We start from the raw sequence: 17,157 nt of genomic DNA, 5'->3' as shown, positions 1-17,157 counted from the left end.
GGCGTGACATAGGGCGCCTGTCATATCGTTGTATTTGCAGGTCCACCCATGCGCATTCTGCTCGTCGACGATTTGCCAGAACTGGCGCAGGCGTTGAGCTTGGCGCTGCGAGATTTCGGGCTGTCGTGCGACATTGTGGGCTGTGCCCAGAATGCCGGGCTGATACTGGGCCAATCGGATTATGCGATGGTGGTGCTGGACCTTGGGCTGCCGGACGAGGTCGGTCTGACATCGCTACGGACATGGCGGGCGTGCTCCACCATGAACCCGGTCATCGTCCTGATCGCACGCACCGATGTCGACATGCTCATCATGGCGCTGCGGACCGGCGCGGAAGACTATCTGGCCAAGTCGTTCGATGTGGAAGAACTGCACGCGCGCATGGAAGCGGTGTTGCGTCGCATATCCGTCTACTTCAGGGCGATGACTCGCTATCGTCACATCCGCCGCGACGTGCGACCGCAGGCGTGGGACGCCGTCCGCGAACAGCTCGACAGATGTCGCCGTCAACTCCGCGCAATAGTTACTGCGGGCTGGCGGGTTTCCGAGGAGGGCGGCCATCCCTTGGTCAAGGAGGAAGTAGCTGCCGAGAAAGAGGCCCTGGCGCGCATGCTTCCACGCGCGCATCGTCTCTTGGTACTGCTTCATGAGCAACTTGATTTGCCGGTATTTCTAGAACAATATCTCGCCCTGTTTCGCGTGATCGAGAGTGGCCTCGGGGGCATGGAGCACGCCGAGTGGGATCCCGATCGCAGGTGAGCGAGCCCCTTAACTTTTGGTCCGTACACTTGTGGACGTCGAGGCCAGTCTCGGGCCGTTTGCAGCGTCGACGGGCATCGATGCTGTGGCTCAGATGGGCGGCATCCTCCGGTTGGCTCCAACGATCCTAGCTCGTGCCGGCATCGTTCCTACGTCGGAGAAGCATGCCGAGAAGGCGCTCTTTGAATTGATCAGGCTGGTCCACCCAAGCGCGCGCTAGCAGGTCGAGGTGTCGCAGGTGATCAAACCTTTAAAGGGGGATATCGGGATCGGTTCCTTTGGCGTGCTCATCGAGGTGAAGTTGGGCACGTCCGAAAGGGAAACTTGTTCGGAGACGCCGGGGATTTTCTAAGACATGTTCGGCTACCGGGACGATTCAGCTTGGAAACATCATTTTGCACTGAATTACTGTTCCGATCATTCCATCACGCAATGTGAACTTGAAGCGCAATTCGACCGGTCGGAATGTCCGTTCGACTGGCCGCCGGTTGTGGTGTGTGGAGCCGGCAGTCGCCGTGCGAAGACTGTCGGATCGGCCAAGGGTAGTCGTTCTCTCAAGGCTACTGGATCGGCGCGATGACGGGTCACAATTAGTCACGCCGTTATCGCGCGACTTCGCAGACGTCCGCCTTTTCGGCATTAAGTTGGCAGCGTCATCCCTTCGGACCCTTTGAGCGACTGCTTTCCGCGATTTGTTGCTGAATCCTGCCGGTCCGCTTCCGGCCCACTAGCCGCCAAGTTGCGACCGTTCTCATCATGGCCAATCAAGGCCGAGGAGAACGACAATGGGCTACTCAAGATTTGACCCCGCCATACAGGCGCGCGCGGCATGGAATGCCGGCAAGACCGTTGGCACAAAGCGACCACTGACGCAGAAGCATAGCTGGGCAATAGGCTTTCATCTCGATCGAAAGGGTTGGCTGCGAGACAAGGCGCTTTTCGATCTCGCGATCGACAGCAAGCTGCGCGGCTGTGACCTGGTCAAGATCAAGATCGGCGACGTCGTAGCCGGGGCAGACGTCCGCACCCGAGCGATCGTGATCCAGCAGAAGACAAGTCGCCCGGTCCAGTTTGAATTGACCGCAGATGTTCGTGCAACGCTGCTTTCGTGGCTGGAGCGTCGGTGCGGGTCGATCACCGACTATCTATTTCCAAGCAGGATCGATCATGCCGGTCACATGAGCACGCGCCAGTACGCACGTCTGGTAGATGAGTGGGTCACAGCGATAGGCCTGCGCAAATCCGAGTACGGCACGCACTCGCTCCGCCGGACGAAAGCCGCCATGATTTACCGGGCGACAGGCAACATTCGTGCGATCCAGATTTTGCTGGGTCACACCAAGATCGAGAATACTGTTCGCTATCTAGGGGTCGACGTTGAAGATGCCCTGCTGCTGGCGGAGCGCACCGAAATCTAATTCATCACGCGGTCGACCGGCCACTTCGGTCGACCGCTTTCGGGCTAGCACTAAGGTGCGCCGAATGACCGATTTGTTGGGGAAAGCGGACATCGCGAATCATTTTCTCATCGGCCGGAAGTGGTCGGTTGCTGACTGGCACCTGGGTGGTTCAGGTTGTCAAAAACGATCTGGCGTTCGATCTCACCGCAGCCACGAACGAACGGCAGCGCACCCACTTCACCGACCAAGCGCCTTGCGATAGGCGGCGATCGCTTCGTCAGTCCAGCCCAAATGATCGAGCGCAAACGCATCCTGAAACCAGCTCATTTCAGCATGCTCACGGTCGACGGGCATCCCCTGCTTCGCCGAGCATCGCAGTCAACGTACTAGTCGGGACGACCTGGTGCAGGATACGGGTCGTGGCCGCCAGACACCCGGGCTTGAGCCACCCCATGCTCTGCGTCGTTCCGATCTGACGCAACATGAGGTTGAGCTGAACTGGCGACTGCAGCTGGTGCACCAGATCGTCTGCACAGATGGTGTCGCCCGCCCAGAGCCGCCGCGTTGGGACACTCGCGAAGAACGGATTACTCTCGCTTCGGACGGTGTTCATCATCAGCGCTGGGCTATGGAACAGGCGCGTGAGCGCGGAGGCGTCGGTAAAATAGACGCCGTCGATCGGGTGCGGAACGCTCATCGGCAGCACGTTCAGCACGGACGGGATCAGCTCGAGTTCGCTGGCCCCTGGGCCGAACAGACCATCGAGAATGTCCGGGTGCAGCTTCAGGCCGTCGACCAGTCGAGTGACCTGCCCGACCTGGCTGTCCAGCTCCAGCGCGTCATAATAAGACGCGACCAGATTGTTGCCCGACAGGGATCGGCTCTTGCACTCGAAGAGGAAGATGCGCTCGTCCCAGCGGACCAGCAAATCATAGTCATACTCTTCCCGGCCGCGCCGGACGGTGATGGTGCGCGCATCGAGCCCTTCCCCTTCCATGAAGGCGAGCATCGCCTTTTCGAAAGCCTTGCCGCGGGCTTCCAGCGATTGTTTCAGGCAGGCGAGGCGCGAGAGCGTGGTCTGCGCCGGTATTCCCCCGACGAGCGCGGGGCCGTAAAGGAGCATTGTCGTCGACCCACAGCATAAGATGGGTGTATCAAAGAGATCGCGCGTTCCCTTGTCAAAAGAGACCAAGTTAATGAAGCTGTTGGCCTTCGCGCCGGCGAGCCCGACGCGCTGCAGACGCTTGATCAGGTCCACTCGCTCGAACTCGACGAGCAGCAGTTCGGGGCGATGGTCGCCCGCCTCATACGGTGCCGCAACCAGTTCCTGAAGCGTGGCATAGCCACGGAGCCACTCGACCAACCGGAGCCCGCGATATTGTGTCGTGTCGGTGGCGACGCTGGTGCTCAGCGCATGGTCAAGAGTATGCGCCGACTGCAGTTCCTCAATGCTGACGAACGCATCCGGGAGGAGCGGGGTCTTGTCCGAGACGCCCTTGACCAGCTTGGCGGCGTTCGAACCGAACGCCATCTGCGCTGCCTCTTGCTTGATCCGCAGGTGGAGCCGCTCGTTCGCGGCGAGGTCGATCACATGCCATCCTGCGCTTCCCGGCACATGGCGCAGAAATCGGGTTACGCCCGCGTCGTGATACTCCTGCGGAAATTCCGAAGGCGGAACATCCGTCAAGGTTCCGTCAAAATATCGGGTCTCTTCCTGGATCCATGTCCAGTGCCGCCAGGCTTGGGCCGCTATCAGTAGAGGTCGCACGGCCTCGCGCTCGTCGGTCGTGGTTTCGACGCGTTTCGGCAGAACAAGCTGATCGGACGCGTTGAACCATCCTTGCTGAAACGCCTCCATCTTGAGCGCCATCGTCAATGTCACCACATCGACGTCGATCGGGACGTCGGGCGATACGACATTGCCATGCCCATCGGCGACACCGAGCCCGATCGGGTCGATCATCCCGTCGACGGTGATCGCATCCATGGATGCCGTACGGACGCCATCGCGGCGTTGGGCGCAAAGGTCGAAAAGCGCCGAGATACGGCACTCGGGCGTGAGGCTCGCCGACGGCAGTCCCGCAAGATCCTCCAGGATGGCGCGGTAGCCGGACTCGATGAGCTTGAAGAGCGCGAGGACGGCTTTGATGTCGTCGGCGGCGCCGATCGGCGCCCTGGCCTCGATGATCGCGACGATCTGAGCGATGGCATCCTCGCGTGCCGCCTCGGCCTTCGCATTCGGATATTCAAAGAGTGGTAGGCAGCCGCGCTTCAGCAGCGACGCCAGCGTGTCGATTTCGTCGGATCCCAGTGAGATAGCTCTGAGATGCGACAGCAGTGGTTTGACGTCCTTCTTGGCAAACGCCTCGCGGACGATCTTCTCTCGCAGCTCCATCGAACGTACCTTCACTCCGCAGGGCGCAGCGCATCGCGCATCTGTGCAACCTTGTCGCCGAGCGCGGGCTGACCGACGCGCCGCAATCCGGCAGCCAGACCGTCGATAAAGTTCTTCTTCGACAGGATGTGATGGAAGAGTGCGTAGCGCTCCTTCGCGAGACGGTGCGCCGCCAGCGTTGTCTCGAGCAAACGAGGATATTCTTCCCCGAACCGCCGGTCGCGGCCCACATAGTAGATCGCCTGCAGGTCCGCGAATTCTTCGACAGTCAGCTGCTTCATCACGGCTCTGTTCAGCGCGCTCATTTTGTCGCCGTAGCGCATGACGTCGTCGAAGCTTATACTGGAGGCGTTGACCACGCGCGGCGGCGTATTGGCAGGCTTCGGCGGATTGGCGTCCAGCCACAGCGCGACGATTTCTACGATCTTCGCTTCTGACAGATGCAGCAGATCACTCTCGACCTCGATTATGTTCTTCAGCTCGCGCGACGCCTTGACGGCATCGAGCGCCTTCGAGAAGCCTTTGCTGGAAAGCCCGAATTGAGCCATAGCATCGGCCTTGCGATCCAAGAAGGCATCTTCGGTCCAGCTTTGTTTTGGGCCGACGATCCGAGCGATCGCGATGAGGTCCGATCGAGAGCATTCCGCAGTCCTCGTGCCGGAGATATGCTCTTGGGCAAGGCAGGCCACGCGCTCCATTAGCCGCTCCAGAATGTACAGTAGCTCCCGCACCGCGGCCTGAATGAGCGGGAGGTTGACAACAGCCTGCTCGCCGAGGCTTTGTTTGCCGTCGCGATTTTCGAAATATCGCAGCTCCTGTCCGTCGATATCTTGCTTCATGAAGCTCTCGACGAACGGCTTGAGCTCCGCCAGCTGCTCGCGACACGCCCGGTCGCCGATGTGCTGCTCGCTGAGATGCACCCAGTAGGCATGGAGATCATGGTCCACCGGGCCCTCCCGCGTGCGCGCCATGCCGAGCGCGCTAAACTCGCGAAGGACATATTTCAGGGCCAGTTCCAGGCCGTGTCGGGCATTGAAGAGGATTGGCATGGCAAGCGTGTCGCGGCTGCCGAACATTTCCTTTTCCAACAGCGTATCGACTAGCAGTTGCGCCGCCTGGAGATAGCCTTCGACGTAGTTGATCTCGTCGCCCTGCTTTCCGATGCAGGCATTCCAGTCGCCGTCGTACAGCACCTCGAAAAAAGGATCTGTGACACTGCCCTCCCGCAAGAGGTCGCCCATCTCCGGCATATCTCTATCGCTCCCGATCACGCGACTTGGTTCGGTAGCGATCCGGCCACGTCTCGTCTTCTGCACCCCGCTCGCGCGTTTGTACTTCGCGCACGGTAGGCTCGACAATATGATCTCGCGGGGAGCTGTCAAAGCGTCCGGCTTGAACAGCACTTGAGTGAGTTTTGCCCGATTGCGTAGTTCTCGGCAGCGTTGCATCTTAAAGAGGTCGGGTTTTGGCACAAGCTGACGTTTCTCGTTTCATTCGGGAGCGACCGCTTTGTCCCAAACTCAGTCGTCGATCTGGCGTTGAGCGTATGTCTGCTTTTGGGAGAACGGTATCCTGTCTCCAACTACCGACATTGGGGCGCAAAGCGGAATTCGGACTGATTCTTGCTCAATGTCTGGAATTGGGTCGTTTCCGGAAATTCTGCTTTGGGTTTGGAAAACTTCCGAAGCGGACATTCGAGACCGTTGTGAACCTTAATGCTTTTGGAGGGCAGCTATGGCGCTATTTCACCCTAATTCCTGCCTGTCAGAATACGACCCAGGATCTGCCGCAATTCGCCATGTGAATAAGTGTCCGGTTTCAGCGCTGTGGCGAGGCGTCGTGAACGTCATCTAATTCAGCGTCTGCTGAAATTCAATCTGGATCGCAGGAATGATCGCTTATCCCACATTGGATGATGAAAACGGATAAGCATGAGACGGCCCAAGATTAGTCGATATGTTTAACTTTCTTGAATCTTTATATGCGCCGCCCTCCATGCGAATAGGCCAACTGCCAAATATGCACCTGCAGGCACGATGAATGCGCTGGAAAGGCTGGTAGAATCTGCGATCAAACCCACGACAAGCGGAACGACGGCACCTCCTATAATCGCAAGGCACAACAGTCCTGACGTTGAAGAATTCGACGCGCCGGAACGCTCAAGTGTTAGCGAGAAGATGGTCGGGAACATGATCGAATTAAACAGACCGATTGCGAGAGCGGCATAGCCAGTCATCGGACCTGTAAGCAGGCATACAATTGCACAAAGAGCAGCTGAAATCGCCGCACAAAGCCCCAGTAGCCGAGTGGCAGGTATCTTCGTCAGCAGGATGGTGCCGATCAACCGTCCCACCAGGGCGCCGCCCCAGTAGATATTGGCCAAATAGCGGCCACCATCTTCAAATGTCATCCCGAGAGTGTCTGAGCGATGCAGGAAGACAATCATTATGCTGCCAATCGCAACTTCTGCGCCGACGTAGAGTCCTATCGCAAGTGCTCCAAACAATGCCCATTTCGATTTGAGTGCATCGAGCACCGATGCCTTCGGCTCAGGTCGTGCGGCGACAGCAATCTGGCTAATTCGCTTGCGCTGTAGCCATATGAAGAGAGCCAGAGCAGCGATCGCCAAGGCCATCACACCATATGCAGTCTCTATTGATGCAAGAGCAATGCGGCGCTCTACCAAATTGTCCAGCCGACCGCGGTTCACCAAATATATTTGTCCCCCCAGCATAGCCATAGTGCCGAAATGAACGCCGATGACCACCCCTAACGAGTTGAAAGACTGCGCGAAGTTGAGACGAAAATGACTGCTTTCATTTGGCCCCATTGCGGCTGCGAGCGGATTAGCGGCTACCTGAAGCGAAGTGATTCCAGCAGCCATGACGAACAAAGCGCAGAGGATCAGTTCATAGCTTGCAAGGCTTGCCGCCATGCGAACCAGGAGACAACCGATTGCAATCCCGGCCAAGGATACAATGATCGATGGGACCTGCCCAAACCTGTTGCCCAGCGATGCCGCTGGCAGGGAAATTAGGCCGCTCGCCAAGAAGAAAACAAGCTGGGTGCTCAACGCTTCAGTATAGTTCAAACCGAATATCGCTCGAAGAGCGACGATCAGTGGATCGTTGTTTGATGAGATAAAACCCCAAGCAAAAAACAGCACTGTCACCGAGACAAATGCGCCGGAAATCCCCAACTCGCGCACTCGGCTAATCATGTACCGACCTAACGCCCTCCCCAGACATAAGTCGCGATCTCACCTGCTGGCAGTTTAGTGCTGAAGTAGCGCGGCCCGATACTGACGGTGAAAGACTGAGGCTTCTTCGCCTGATTGTGCACTATCAAAACTATGGAGCCATCACGATTGCGGAAAGCGACATCAACAAGGTCTTTGGCTTCAGTGCTTTCGATCCGCTTTGCCCCCACGTCGACAAAGCGACTTGCCTGCCCGAGAACGTAATATTCCAGGTTGCGGGTAATGGCGCCGGATTTGCGGTTAATCGTCACCACTCCACGGCAGGTCCCGCAACCTCCGTCATGTGGTCCATTGTTCTCGTCGAGCGCGAGATTCCACAAAATGGTTCCCCTTGAACCATAGCGTGTCGCGGCAATGATCAGCTTGTCGGTCATCCACCCCAGGGTGGAGGCCCAATCCGGTGCCCAGGTCCCGCCAGAACACTCGGTAATGAACGCATCCTTTTTGGGATAGGCGCGCTTGACCGGCTCCATGGCAGAAACATTGCCCGCGTAGCAATGCCAGGCAATACCGCTGACATATTTGCGAGCAGAAGCGTCGGCGAGCACCGCAAGAGGTTCTTCGGGATGGTCCCAGTTGTGGTCCCAGTCGAGCAAGCGCGTCGATTGTCCGCGCTTGGCCAGCAGGGGCCCGAGAAATTTGCCGTCGAAAGCTGCGCGATCCTTTGCGTTCATCCACATGCCCGGATAATCCTTGGGCTCGAAATGCGGCTCATTCTGAATAGTGAGATAGGCAATCGGCACGCCGCGTTCGGCCATCGCGTCAAGATAGTTCGAAAGATAGTGAGCATAGGGCCCATATGCATCTGGGCGCAGGTGACCGGTGACGAGGCTGTCGCTCGTCTTCATCCAGGCCGGAGCCGACCAAGGGCTGGCGACCAAAGTAACTTCGGGATTTATTCGTCGTACCGCACGTAGGGCAGGGACCTGCGCTTGATCCGGGATAGCCATGGAAAAATGTGTCAGAGCGGGGTCACGTTCACCGGTAGGCACATCATCCAGGCTGTAATGACTGGTCGAGAAATCGGAAGCACCGATCGGCACGCGCAGGAACGACAACCCGATCCCTCCGTCCTTGCGACCGAAAAGTTCGCTGAACAATTGGTCCCGTGCAGGCCTCGACAATGTCTGTTCGAAGAGGATGGCCGACGCATCGGTCATTGCCGCTCCGAAGCCGACCATGCTCTGGAAGCTCTTACTGGGATCTACGACCAGTAGAGTTTGTGCCGGTTCAGCCGAAGCACCCGAGCGTTCGAGTGTGCTATCGGCACCCCTGGCGAGGCGACGAGCCCCATCAGCGCTGGTGCTCCACATGGCGACCTTATGGGACCATACACCGGATGAGTTTGGTTGAATGCTGGTGGCGGCGCAGGCCGCAACCAGCATCGAACAACATCCGGCGATCACTTTGCAAAGTTGGCGTGCGACGATCATGGTGCAGGAGCCGGACATGTTTTCGCGACGTAGTCTTCATGCGTTGGCATCACATTCACGCATTTACCAATCACCATGGCTATATCGTCGAGGTATCGCGTCACATCGTCGTCCTTCTTCATATCGACCATTGGGTCATAGCCGCGCGGGATCAGTCCCTGGCCAATGAAGACCTGGATCCAGCTTTCCTCCGCAAACAGCTCGTCATCCTCCCGGAAGATGCGCCCATTGCCCATCCAGAGATCTATCTTTCGTTGCAGCGTATCTGGCAGATCCATGGTTCGGCAGTAATTCCAGAACTCGGTATCGTTACGCTGCGTTGCGGCATAGTGAAGGACGATGAAGTCGCGGATACGTTCATATTCGAAATCGCTCTGACGATTGAATTCGGCTATGGTTGCGGGATCGAAATTGCGGTCCGGGAGCAGTTTGACCAGTCGGATGATCGCCGACTGGACCAAGTGCAGGCTGGTCGATTCAAGCGGCTCAAGAAAGCCCCCGGCCAGTCCGATAGCAATGCAATTCTTTCGCCACAGCTCTTTCCGCTTTCCAGCTTTGAACGCAATTCTACGCGGGTCGGTCCGCGGTGCGCTATCGAGGTTGGATAGCAAAAGGTTTTCAGCGTCTTCGTCTGCTATATGCCGACTGGAATAGACGAGGCCATTGCCAGTGCGGTGCTGCAATGGGATACGCCATTGCCAACCAGCGCCATGCGCTGTCGCACGCGTATAAGGTGTGAAGTTTACCGCCCTGTCGCTTGGTACGGCGATGGCCCGATCGCATGGTAGCCAGTGCGACCAATCATCGAATGGTACACTCAGGGCCTGTCCGAGAAGCAGCGAGCGAAAGCCAGAGCAATCGATAAACAGGTCAGCAGCGACGGTTTCTCCGTCCTCCAGCGTGACAGACTCGATGTATCCGTCGCTGCGCAAATTCACATCGACGATGCGACCTTCACGGCGATGCACACCGCGCTGTTGAGCAAAATTTGAGAGGAAACGCGCAAATAGCGATGCATCGAAATGGAATGCGTGGACGATGTGGCTGAGTGGGCTTTCACCCATTTGCGTTTGGGCGCGAAGGAATTTGTTCTGGAGCGCCGCCGCAGTGTTGATCGAATAATCGGCGAAATAGCGCACATGACCTGTGGCACGCGCCTTCAACCAATATTGATGGCATCCAAGCCATTCCAGATTTTGGCCAATGACACCGAACCCATGAATATAGCTTTCGCCTTTGCGCCACCAATCGACGAACTGGATACCCATCTTGAACGAGGCTTGGGTGGAGGCCATGAACGCGTTTTCATCGAGGCCCAGCAACTCGTTGTACTTCTTGATCGCGGGGATAGTGGCTTCGCCTACCCCGATCGTACCAATCGCGTCGGATTCAACTAGCACGATCTCGTAGAGGCCCTGAAACAGCTTGGACAGCAATGCGGCCGTCATCCATCCCGACGACCCTCCTCCGGCAATCAGAATGCGTTTAATTGGGACCATACTGCCTATTGCTCGTTCCGGGCGTTGCGACAATCTCTACCGGTTTAGGGGCAAGATCGAGGTACTGACAATTCTGCCAGATGATGGACAGTGCCGCCATGGTGATAGCTCAGGCCGTAGTCGCGTTTGAACAGTGTTTCGCTGGCAAGTTCACCACCTGTGGGACAGGCAGTATTAGGCCATGCAAATGAGAGTCGACCGCTGAAGTCCAGACCTTTTCTTCCGGCGAGAAGGTCAGCAAGCGCTCCGGCTTCACTGCCGGGAAGGAACCCGGCGACAAAGGCTGTAGAGCGATTGATTATATCGCTAGTGTATGTCGGGCGCCCCGAATAGAGCACAGTCACCACCGGAACTCCCTTGCCTGATACTCGCTTCAGCAGCTTGAGCTGTTCAGGATAGCTTGCGGATTCGGCAAGCGGAGCAGGCCATCGCACGTCACCCTTGTATTCAGCATGGGGTGTTTCGCCAATTACTGCGATCACGGCATCGTACTGCGCCTTTGCGAGAGCCGTGCCATCGGGTGAATAGGTAACGTTGGCAGCGCCATAGACCCGCCTCAGCCCTGCCAGCAACGTTTCACCAGTGGTGAAATCGGCATTGACGTTATCGTCACCTTGCCAGGTAAGCGACCAGCCCCCGGTCTGTTCGGCAAAGCTGTCAGCTCCGCCGCCTACGACCAGAATGCGCTTGCCAACGCGCAGAGGCAAGATCGGCGATGCGCTGGTCTTGAACGAATTGTTCTTCAGCAGAACCACGGATTTACGCGCTGCTTCGCGGGCCAAGGGGCGATCAGTCAGGGCGGCTTGATCGCCAGTGAGCGGGCTGGATGCAACCGGGTGATCGAAGAGGCCAGCACGCATTTTGACCCTCAGGATGCGGGTCACGGCATTATTTATTCGGCTCATGGGAATTCTTCCCGCGCGCACATCCGCTACGGTGTTGGCGATGAATTCCTTCCATTTCTCGGACACCATGAATACGTCGATTCCCGCATTCACGGCTTGCGGGCAATGATCCACCGTACAGCCTGGGACCTGCTCGATCGCATTCCAGTCGGACACGACTAACCCGTCAAAATGAAGCCTGTCCTTCAGCACCCCGGTGACCAGCGTTCTGTCACCGTGCATTTTGCCAAACGGAATTTTGCCACCATCGGTCCAACTCGAATAGGACACCATGACGGTCTGGACGCCCGCGTCGAGCGCGGCATAATATCCTGCCCCATCGACACGGGCGAGTGCATTCGCAGTGGCCAGGTTGTCCCCTTGGTCCTGACCTCGAGCCGTGCCGCCATCGCCGACAAAATGCTTGGCCGTTGCCAGTACGTCGTCAGGTCCGGAAATCGATCCCTGCAGTCCGCGGACGACAGCCGCACCGTCTTTTGCAACCTCAACGGGATCGCTTGAAAAACTTTCGTAAGCCCGTCCCCACCGTGCATCACGCGAGACGGCGACGGTAGGGGCGAACGCCCAGCTTGCACCGATTGCACGAACCGCCCGCGCTGTCGCCCGACCAATGCGGAACAGGAGTTCAGGATCATGCGCTGCTCCCAACCCGATATTGTGGGGATAAAGCGTCGAACCCATCACATTGTTGTTGCCGTGTACCGCATCGATTCCCCAAAGTAGCGGTATATGCGTGGGCATATCGGTTTCCATCGCCGCGGTAGCATACGATTTTGTCAGTCTGGTCCAGTCGGAGAGCGACGCATGCTTATTCATTTCAGGCCAAGACCCACCACCATTAAGCACTGAGCCGATATAATATTGGCGCACCTGATCCGGTGTAATCCAGCGAATTTCGGGTTGGGTCATCTGCCCAATCTTCTGTTCGAGGGTCATCCCGGCAACAATCTTGGCGATCCGCTCCTCGTCGGCAGTACTCAACCGACTTTTAGTCGTAGTGGTAGAGCGCGGAGGCCATGCCGCTATCACGGATCGTTGCGCTGCGGTCCACTCAGGAACCGAAGCCAGACTGGCAGGTGTAGAGCCCAATACCAGCAGCGCGAGTGGAAGAAGGGAAACACGCAGCCTTGAGTTTCGCACGACGGGCAAGTTCAGACCTTTCGCTGGATTGCGGGCAATATCTAAGACAATTTTGGGACCCGATTTGAACCGCCCGATAAGCAACGGATCGGGTCCCTTTAAGAAGAGATCAGAATTTGTAGCTCAGTCCGAGCAGCCATTCCCGTCCATACTCTTCATAGGTTTCCAGCATCTGTGTGCCATTTACTGTATAGCTGGTGCGATAAGGTGAATTGAGCACATTGCTCACTTGAAGCTGGACGCCAAGGCCTGCCAGATTTGAATTGTCCGGGAACGTGTATCCGATTTGAGCATCAAGCTGCTTGTCGGCGAGGATATAAGGATAACCCAGATTTGTGAACAAGGAGACAACTTCTCCCTTGAACCCAGAGCGATAACGATAACTAGCCCGCGCCTGAAAACCGTTCTTTTCGTAATAGCCGGTCAGGTTATAGACCCAGTCAGAAAGGCCTGGCAGGTTGCCGACCTGCGATGCAGCAGCCTTATCGAGCGACGCATCAGTATAGGCTACACTACCAGTGAAGCCAAACCCATCAAGCAGTCGGGTTAGCTTGCCGAACTCCAACGAGGCCGACATTTCGATTCCTCTGGCATAACCACCCTGTCCATTTGCAGGCGCGGTCAGTGTACCTTCCGGGCTAACGATTACGTTGGACGGGATAGATGATGCAGTTGCGGGTTCAGGAAGACCGGTAAAGTCGTAGGGCAGCGCCTGCGTATAGATGTAGTTGTCGAGCCAGACATAGAAGCTCGTGACGCTAATATAGGTCGCCTTGCCGCCATACCAATCGAGTGCGAGGTTAATTTCCTTCGCCCGCCAAGGTTGGAGGTAGGGATTGCCGCCACTCGCTGACCAGGGATGAACCTCCTGGCCTGGCGTACAACCAGGAGAGCCTGCACAGACCGAACTGTTGAAGCTGGGTAGCAGATTGGCTCGCATGTCGTCCATATTGGGGCGAGCCATGACCTTGGCAGCGGCAAAGCGCAGACGCATCGCGCTGTTGAGGTCGTAGATCAGGTTCAGGCTGGGTAAGACATCGGTGTAACGATCGCTGATTTGAACTGGCGAGATTGTTGGTGGCGACGTCGTATCGAAAATTCGCAAGCCGTCAGACGACTGATTTTCGATCACCGCCTGCACCCCGACGTTCCCATGCAGTTTGCCCGCTCTGATATTGGCCTTGGCCCTGAGCGTGACGAGATCCTCCGTAATGCCCCAGGCCTTGTCGAAATGATTGATGTCCTGGAGTTGGACTTCGTCGTAATAGTTGCTGAACGCCGCCGGCAGGTTGAAAGCCAGAACACTGCCCATACCAGCGAAGTCAAGTGATGTCGGCGACACAAGGTATTGCGGATCGATGGGAACTTGCTCGCGGTCGTTCTTCAGGAACAGGTCGAGTTCCGTCACAGTCTTGGTCTTACGGCGATGGGTGTAATTGATACCAATATCGATATCGCTGATGACGCCGCCGAATTCGCGCTTCAGCCCCAGATCGATCGCGCCGACCGATTCCTTGACATGCGGCGATTTGAGCAATCCGTCATGGCCCCACCCGCCCCAAGGCGCACGATCGCCCAGCGTCACCTGGCTGGCGTCAGCATAATCGAGCCCGAAGCCGGTGAACTGAGGAAAGCCATTCTGTGGGATCGAGAAATCATACCCGTCGGTAGTGCGCGTCTGATACGGTCCGGCGCCGTAACCCTGGTAGGTTTCGAGATAGGTCTCGTCGCGCTTGTTAGACGAATAGCTCAGATCGGCGACGAACGTCGTGCGATCGTCCATTTTGAATTCGCCGTTCCAGCCGATCGCAAATAGCTCGTCATCGCGGCGGTTGTTGTCATTGCGAATGATCGGGACGGCGTTGTCAAAATGACCCGAGACACCAAAGTCCGTCCCGCCGATAGTTTGGCTCTGGACGTTGCTGAAGGTTCCGTCATCGACATATTGGTCGGAATACCATTGCGCGCCGCGATTGATGGTGCGCTGCTTGAAACGCGAGTAATAGAGATCGAGGGTACTGTGGACCGTGTCGCTCGGCTGCCATTCCAACGTCGCCATTACGCCATCGCGGATATCGCGGTTGTTGGTCGCGAAGACTTCCTGCCCGGACAGCAGATTGGTGGTGCCGCCGTAGGTATCATAGAACCAATTCTTGGTATGGTCGGTATGGCTGGGCGCATCGAGATGGGCATAGCCGATCACCCAGCCCAGCGTGCCGTCCTTGTTCTGATCAATATAGCTGATACTGCCGCGACCGCCCCATTTTGGCATGTCGGCGTTGCGACCGCCGCCCTCGTCATACTGACCGCGAATGTTCACCGCGATCGTGCGCTTGCCATAGGCAAGCGGGCGGATGGTTCGAAGGTCGACCGTTCCGGCAAGTCCCATGCTGGAAATATCGGCATCTGGCGTTTTGTAGACCACCACCGAGGACAGAAGTTCGGACGGGTATTGATCGAATTCTACAGCCCGGTTGTAGTTGGAACTGGCTTGAACGCGTCCATTCAGCAACACGTTCGTGAACGCGGGCGGGAACCCGCGCACTGAAATAATTTCGGCCCGTCCACCAACGCGCTGCGCAGCAATGCCCGGCAGACGCGCGATAGATTCTGCGATCGAAGCGTCGGGCAGCTTGCCGATTTCTTCTGCCGTTACTGCCTCGACAATGCTGTCGTTGGAACGTTTTAGATCGATTGCGTTGGCGATTGACTGCCGGAATCCGGTCACCACAATTTCATTGCTGGGTTCGGTCGGAGCAGAGCTTTGCTCATTGCCATCAGCAGTGGTCGTTTTGGCCTTCGCAGCGATACGGGCATCGGTGGATTGGGAGTGATCGCCAGGCGACTTTGCGCTGCCGGCCTCCTGAGCGACCGCCGACGTTGGGAGAATTGCAGCGAAGGCAAAGACTGACGCTGCAGTCAGCCCGAAAGGGCAACGCCGCGCAGCCCGTTTGACGCTCAAAACAGATTTGACCTCGGTCGACATCAGATTTCCTCCCTGATCGCTGGCTTGTTTCCTGCCCGCCGGCGAACTGCCGGCGTCCACTATTGGAAGCGCTTCCAATTCCGAATGCTACAATTCAATTTGGTGGTCAAGTGACCTTGTACTGATGCATCAAGTGTGTGGCTGAATTGCCTCACTCACGCTGGATTCCCGAGCGATCAAATGATGCTCACATAGCTCTCTTGCAGGTTCGTCCAACGTCTCTTCCGTGGAGGTAGATAATCGTTCAACTGCGCGTTCGCCCATTGCGCGTAAGGGCTGGTGTATGGTGGTAAGTGGCGGCCAAACGATCTGTGATACAGGCGTGTCATCGAAACCTGTGATTGCCACATCGGACGGAATTTGAAGTCCAAGCTTGTGTGCCGCCAGCAATGCTCCGGCAGCCATATCGTCATTAGCGCAAACAAGAGCGGTTATGCCATGAGCGGCGGAAAGTAGCCGCTGCCCGCATTCTATGCCGGACCGGAAAGTAAAATTACCTCTTTCCTTGACCACCGCATCCGGGCTGATGTCGGAGCACGCAAGCGCCCGAAGAAATCCTTCATATCGGCTTTCAGCGGAAATGTGGCCTTCAAGCCCGCCGACATATCCAAATTTGCGATGCCCACGAGATACAAGGTGAAGGCCGATATCGTATCCTGCTCGCTCATCGTCTATTCCCAGTGTCATCGCCAGATCAGCAGTGTCAGGAGCCGCAGCGACGCAAAGCACGCGTCGTCCAGCGCCGGCGAGAGACCTAAGCAAGCTCTCATCGTCGGCGAAGGGGGGCGTCAAGATCACTGCGTCGCAATCATCACTGATAACCCGTGAAATAATTTGCTTGGCTGCTTCGCAATCATTTTGATTCACGACATGGATGAGCAACTGTACACCGAGACGAGCAGCCGCCCTAGTGGCACCCAGCTCTAGGGCTGAACTAAAGTAAGAATTTGGCTCGTTTTCGAAATCTGACGCATGGACCAGGCAAATTCTGATGTCATTGCGCCCTGCCAGGTTGCGCGCTTGTAGATTTACCTGAAACCCGAGCGTTTCTACCGCTTGTAGTACCTTACGTCGCATAGTTTCGCGAACATTTGGTTGATTGTTGAGCACTCGCGAGACAGTTGTCCGGGCCACGCCGGCTAAGGATGCCACATCGTCAATTGTCGGTTTTTTCACGACCGCTAACTTTCCGATCGCTCGCCGTTTTACAAGCCCAACTCTACATTTGATGAGGTTATCATCGCTAGGAGACGCATTTTTCACTGCTATTGAAGCGACGAATCTATCTTCTTCTAGTGCCAATCCAGCTTCATCGATATCCATGGATTGACAATTTGAAAGAAGTTGGACTTTAGGCGTACTCAATCGATTCTGTCGTTTG

General features: G+C 56.8%; 10 protein-coding genes. 2 read left to right on the top strand and 8 right to left on the bottom strand.

The genetic code is table 11. The features are described from left to right. Window positions 1–48: 48 nt before the first annotated feature. Window positions 49–759: a response regulator gene (locus GRI58_RS12070; RefSeq protein WP_160753856.1), complete on the top strand. Its 711-nt coding sequence runs from the start codon at window positions 49–51 to the stop codon at window positions 757–759. A gap of 785 nt (window positions 760–1,544) precedes the next feature. Further along, on the top strand, window positions 1,545–2,177 hold the full coding sequence (locus tag GRI58_RS12065; RefSeq protein WP_160753855.1) for a tyrosine-type recombinase/integrase: 633 nt from the start codon (window positions 1,545–1,547) through the stop codon (window positions 2,175–2,177). 319 nt (window positions 2,178–2,496) lie between these two features. Here GRI58_RS12065 and GRI58_RS12060 read toward each other — a convergent pair whose 3' ends face one another. The 8 genes from GRI58_RS12060 to GRI58_RS12025 form a co-directional block, all read right to left on the bottom strand. Then, entirely contained in the window at window positions 2,497–4,569 is a 2,073-nt protein-coding gene (locus GRI58_RS12060; protein ID WP_160753854.1) for a hypothetical protein, read from the bottom strand. After that, window positions 4,566–5,804: an SAM domain-containing protein gene (locus GRI58_RS12055; protein WP_160753853.1), complete on the bottom strand. Its 1,239-nt coding sequence runs from the start codon at window positions 5,802–5,804 to the stop codon at window positions 4,566–4,568. Before GRI58_RS12055 ends, GRI58_RS12060 begins: the two co-directional genes overlap by 4 nt. Window positions 5,805–6,514: 710 nt before the next feature. Further along, complete coding sequence (locus tag GRI58_RS12050) at window positions 6,515–7,762, bottom strand: MFS transporter (RefSeq protein ID WP_337190973.1); 1,248 nt, start codon at window positions 7,760–7,762, stop codon at window positions 6,515–6,517. Window positions 7,763–7,782: 20 nt separating this feature from the next. Then, window positions 7,783–9,126 carry a glycoside hydrolase family 30 protein gene (locus GRI58_RS12045; RefSeq protein WP_202386954.1) on the bottom strand — a complete coding sequence of 448 codons (1,344 nt, stop codon included), beginning with the start codon at window positions 9,124–9,126 and terminating at the stop codon, window positions 7,783–7,785. A gap of 116 nt (window positions 9,127–9,242) precedes the next feature. Continuing rightward, on the bottom strand, window positions 9,243–10,745 hold the full coding sequence (locus tag GRI58_RS12040) for a tryptophan halogenase family protein (protein ID WP_160753851.1): 1,503 nt from the start codon (window positions 10,743–10,745) through the stop codon (window positions 9,243–9,245). Between the two features lie 44 nt (window positions 10,746–10,789). Further along, complete coding sequence (locus GRI58_RS12035) at window positions 10,790–12,631, bottom strand: glycoside hydrolase family 3 protein (protein ID WP_202386953.1); 1,842 nt, start codon at window positions 12,629–12,631, stop codon at window positions 10,790–10,792. Between the two features lie 268 nt (window positions 12,632–12,899). Next, on the bottom strand, window positions 12,900–15,776 hold the full coding sequence (locus tag GRI58_RS12030; protein ID WP_160753850.1) for a TonB-dependent receptor: 2,877 nt from the start codon (window positions 15,774–15,776) through the stop codon (window positions 12,900–12,902). A gap of 129 nt (window positions 15,777–15,905) precedes the next feature. After that, complete coding sequence (locus GRI58_RS12025) at window positions 15,906–17,099, bottom strand: LacI family DNA-binding transcriptional regulator (RefSeq protein WP_160753849.1); 1,194 nt, start codon at window positions 17,097–17,099, stop codon at window positions 15,906–15,908. Window positions 17,100–17,157: the final 58 nt, after the last annotated feature.

Origin of the sequence: Qipengyuania algicida, assembly GCF_009828025.1 — a bacterium.
Lineage (GTDB): Bacteria > Pseudomonadota > Alphaproteobacteria > Sphingomonadales > Sphingomonadaceae > Qipengyuania > Qipengyuania algicida.
This window is presented reverse-complemented; position numbering and strand designations above follow the sequence as displayed.

Excerpts from the sequence above, each read along its gene's own strand:
- GRI58_RS12065 (WP_160753855.1), top strand. The coding sequence starts at position 1,545 with ATGGGCTACTCAAGATTTGACCCCGCCATACAGGCGCGCGCGGCATGG.
- GRI58_RS12045 (WP_202386954.1), bottom strand. The coding sequence starts at position 9,126 with ATGTGGAGCACCAGCGCTGATGGGGCTCGTCGCCTCGCCAGGGGTGCC.
- GRI58_RS12040 (WP_160753851.1), bottom strand. The coding sequence starts at position 10,745 with ATGGTCCCAATTAAACGCATTCTGATTGCCGGAGGAGGGTCGTCGGGA.
- GRI58_RS12055 (WP_160753853.1), bottom strand. The coding sequence starts at position 5,804 with ATGCCGGAGATGGGCGACCTCTTGCGGGAGGGCAGTGTCACAGATCCT.
- GRI58_RS12030 (WP_160753850.1), bottom strand. The coding sequence starts at position 15,776 with ATGTCGACCGAGGTCAAATCTGTTTTGAGCGTCAAACGGGCTGCGCGG.
- GRI58_RS12070 (WP_160753856.1), top strand. The coding sequence starts at position 49 with ATGCGCATTCTGCTCGTCGACGATTTGCCAGAACTGGCGCAGGCGTTG.
- GRI58_RS12025 (WP_160753849.1), bottom strand. The coding sequence starts at position 17,099 with ATGGATATCGATGAAGCTGGATTGGCACTAGAAGAAGATAGATTCGTC.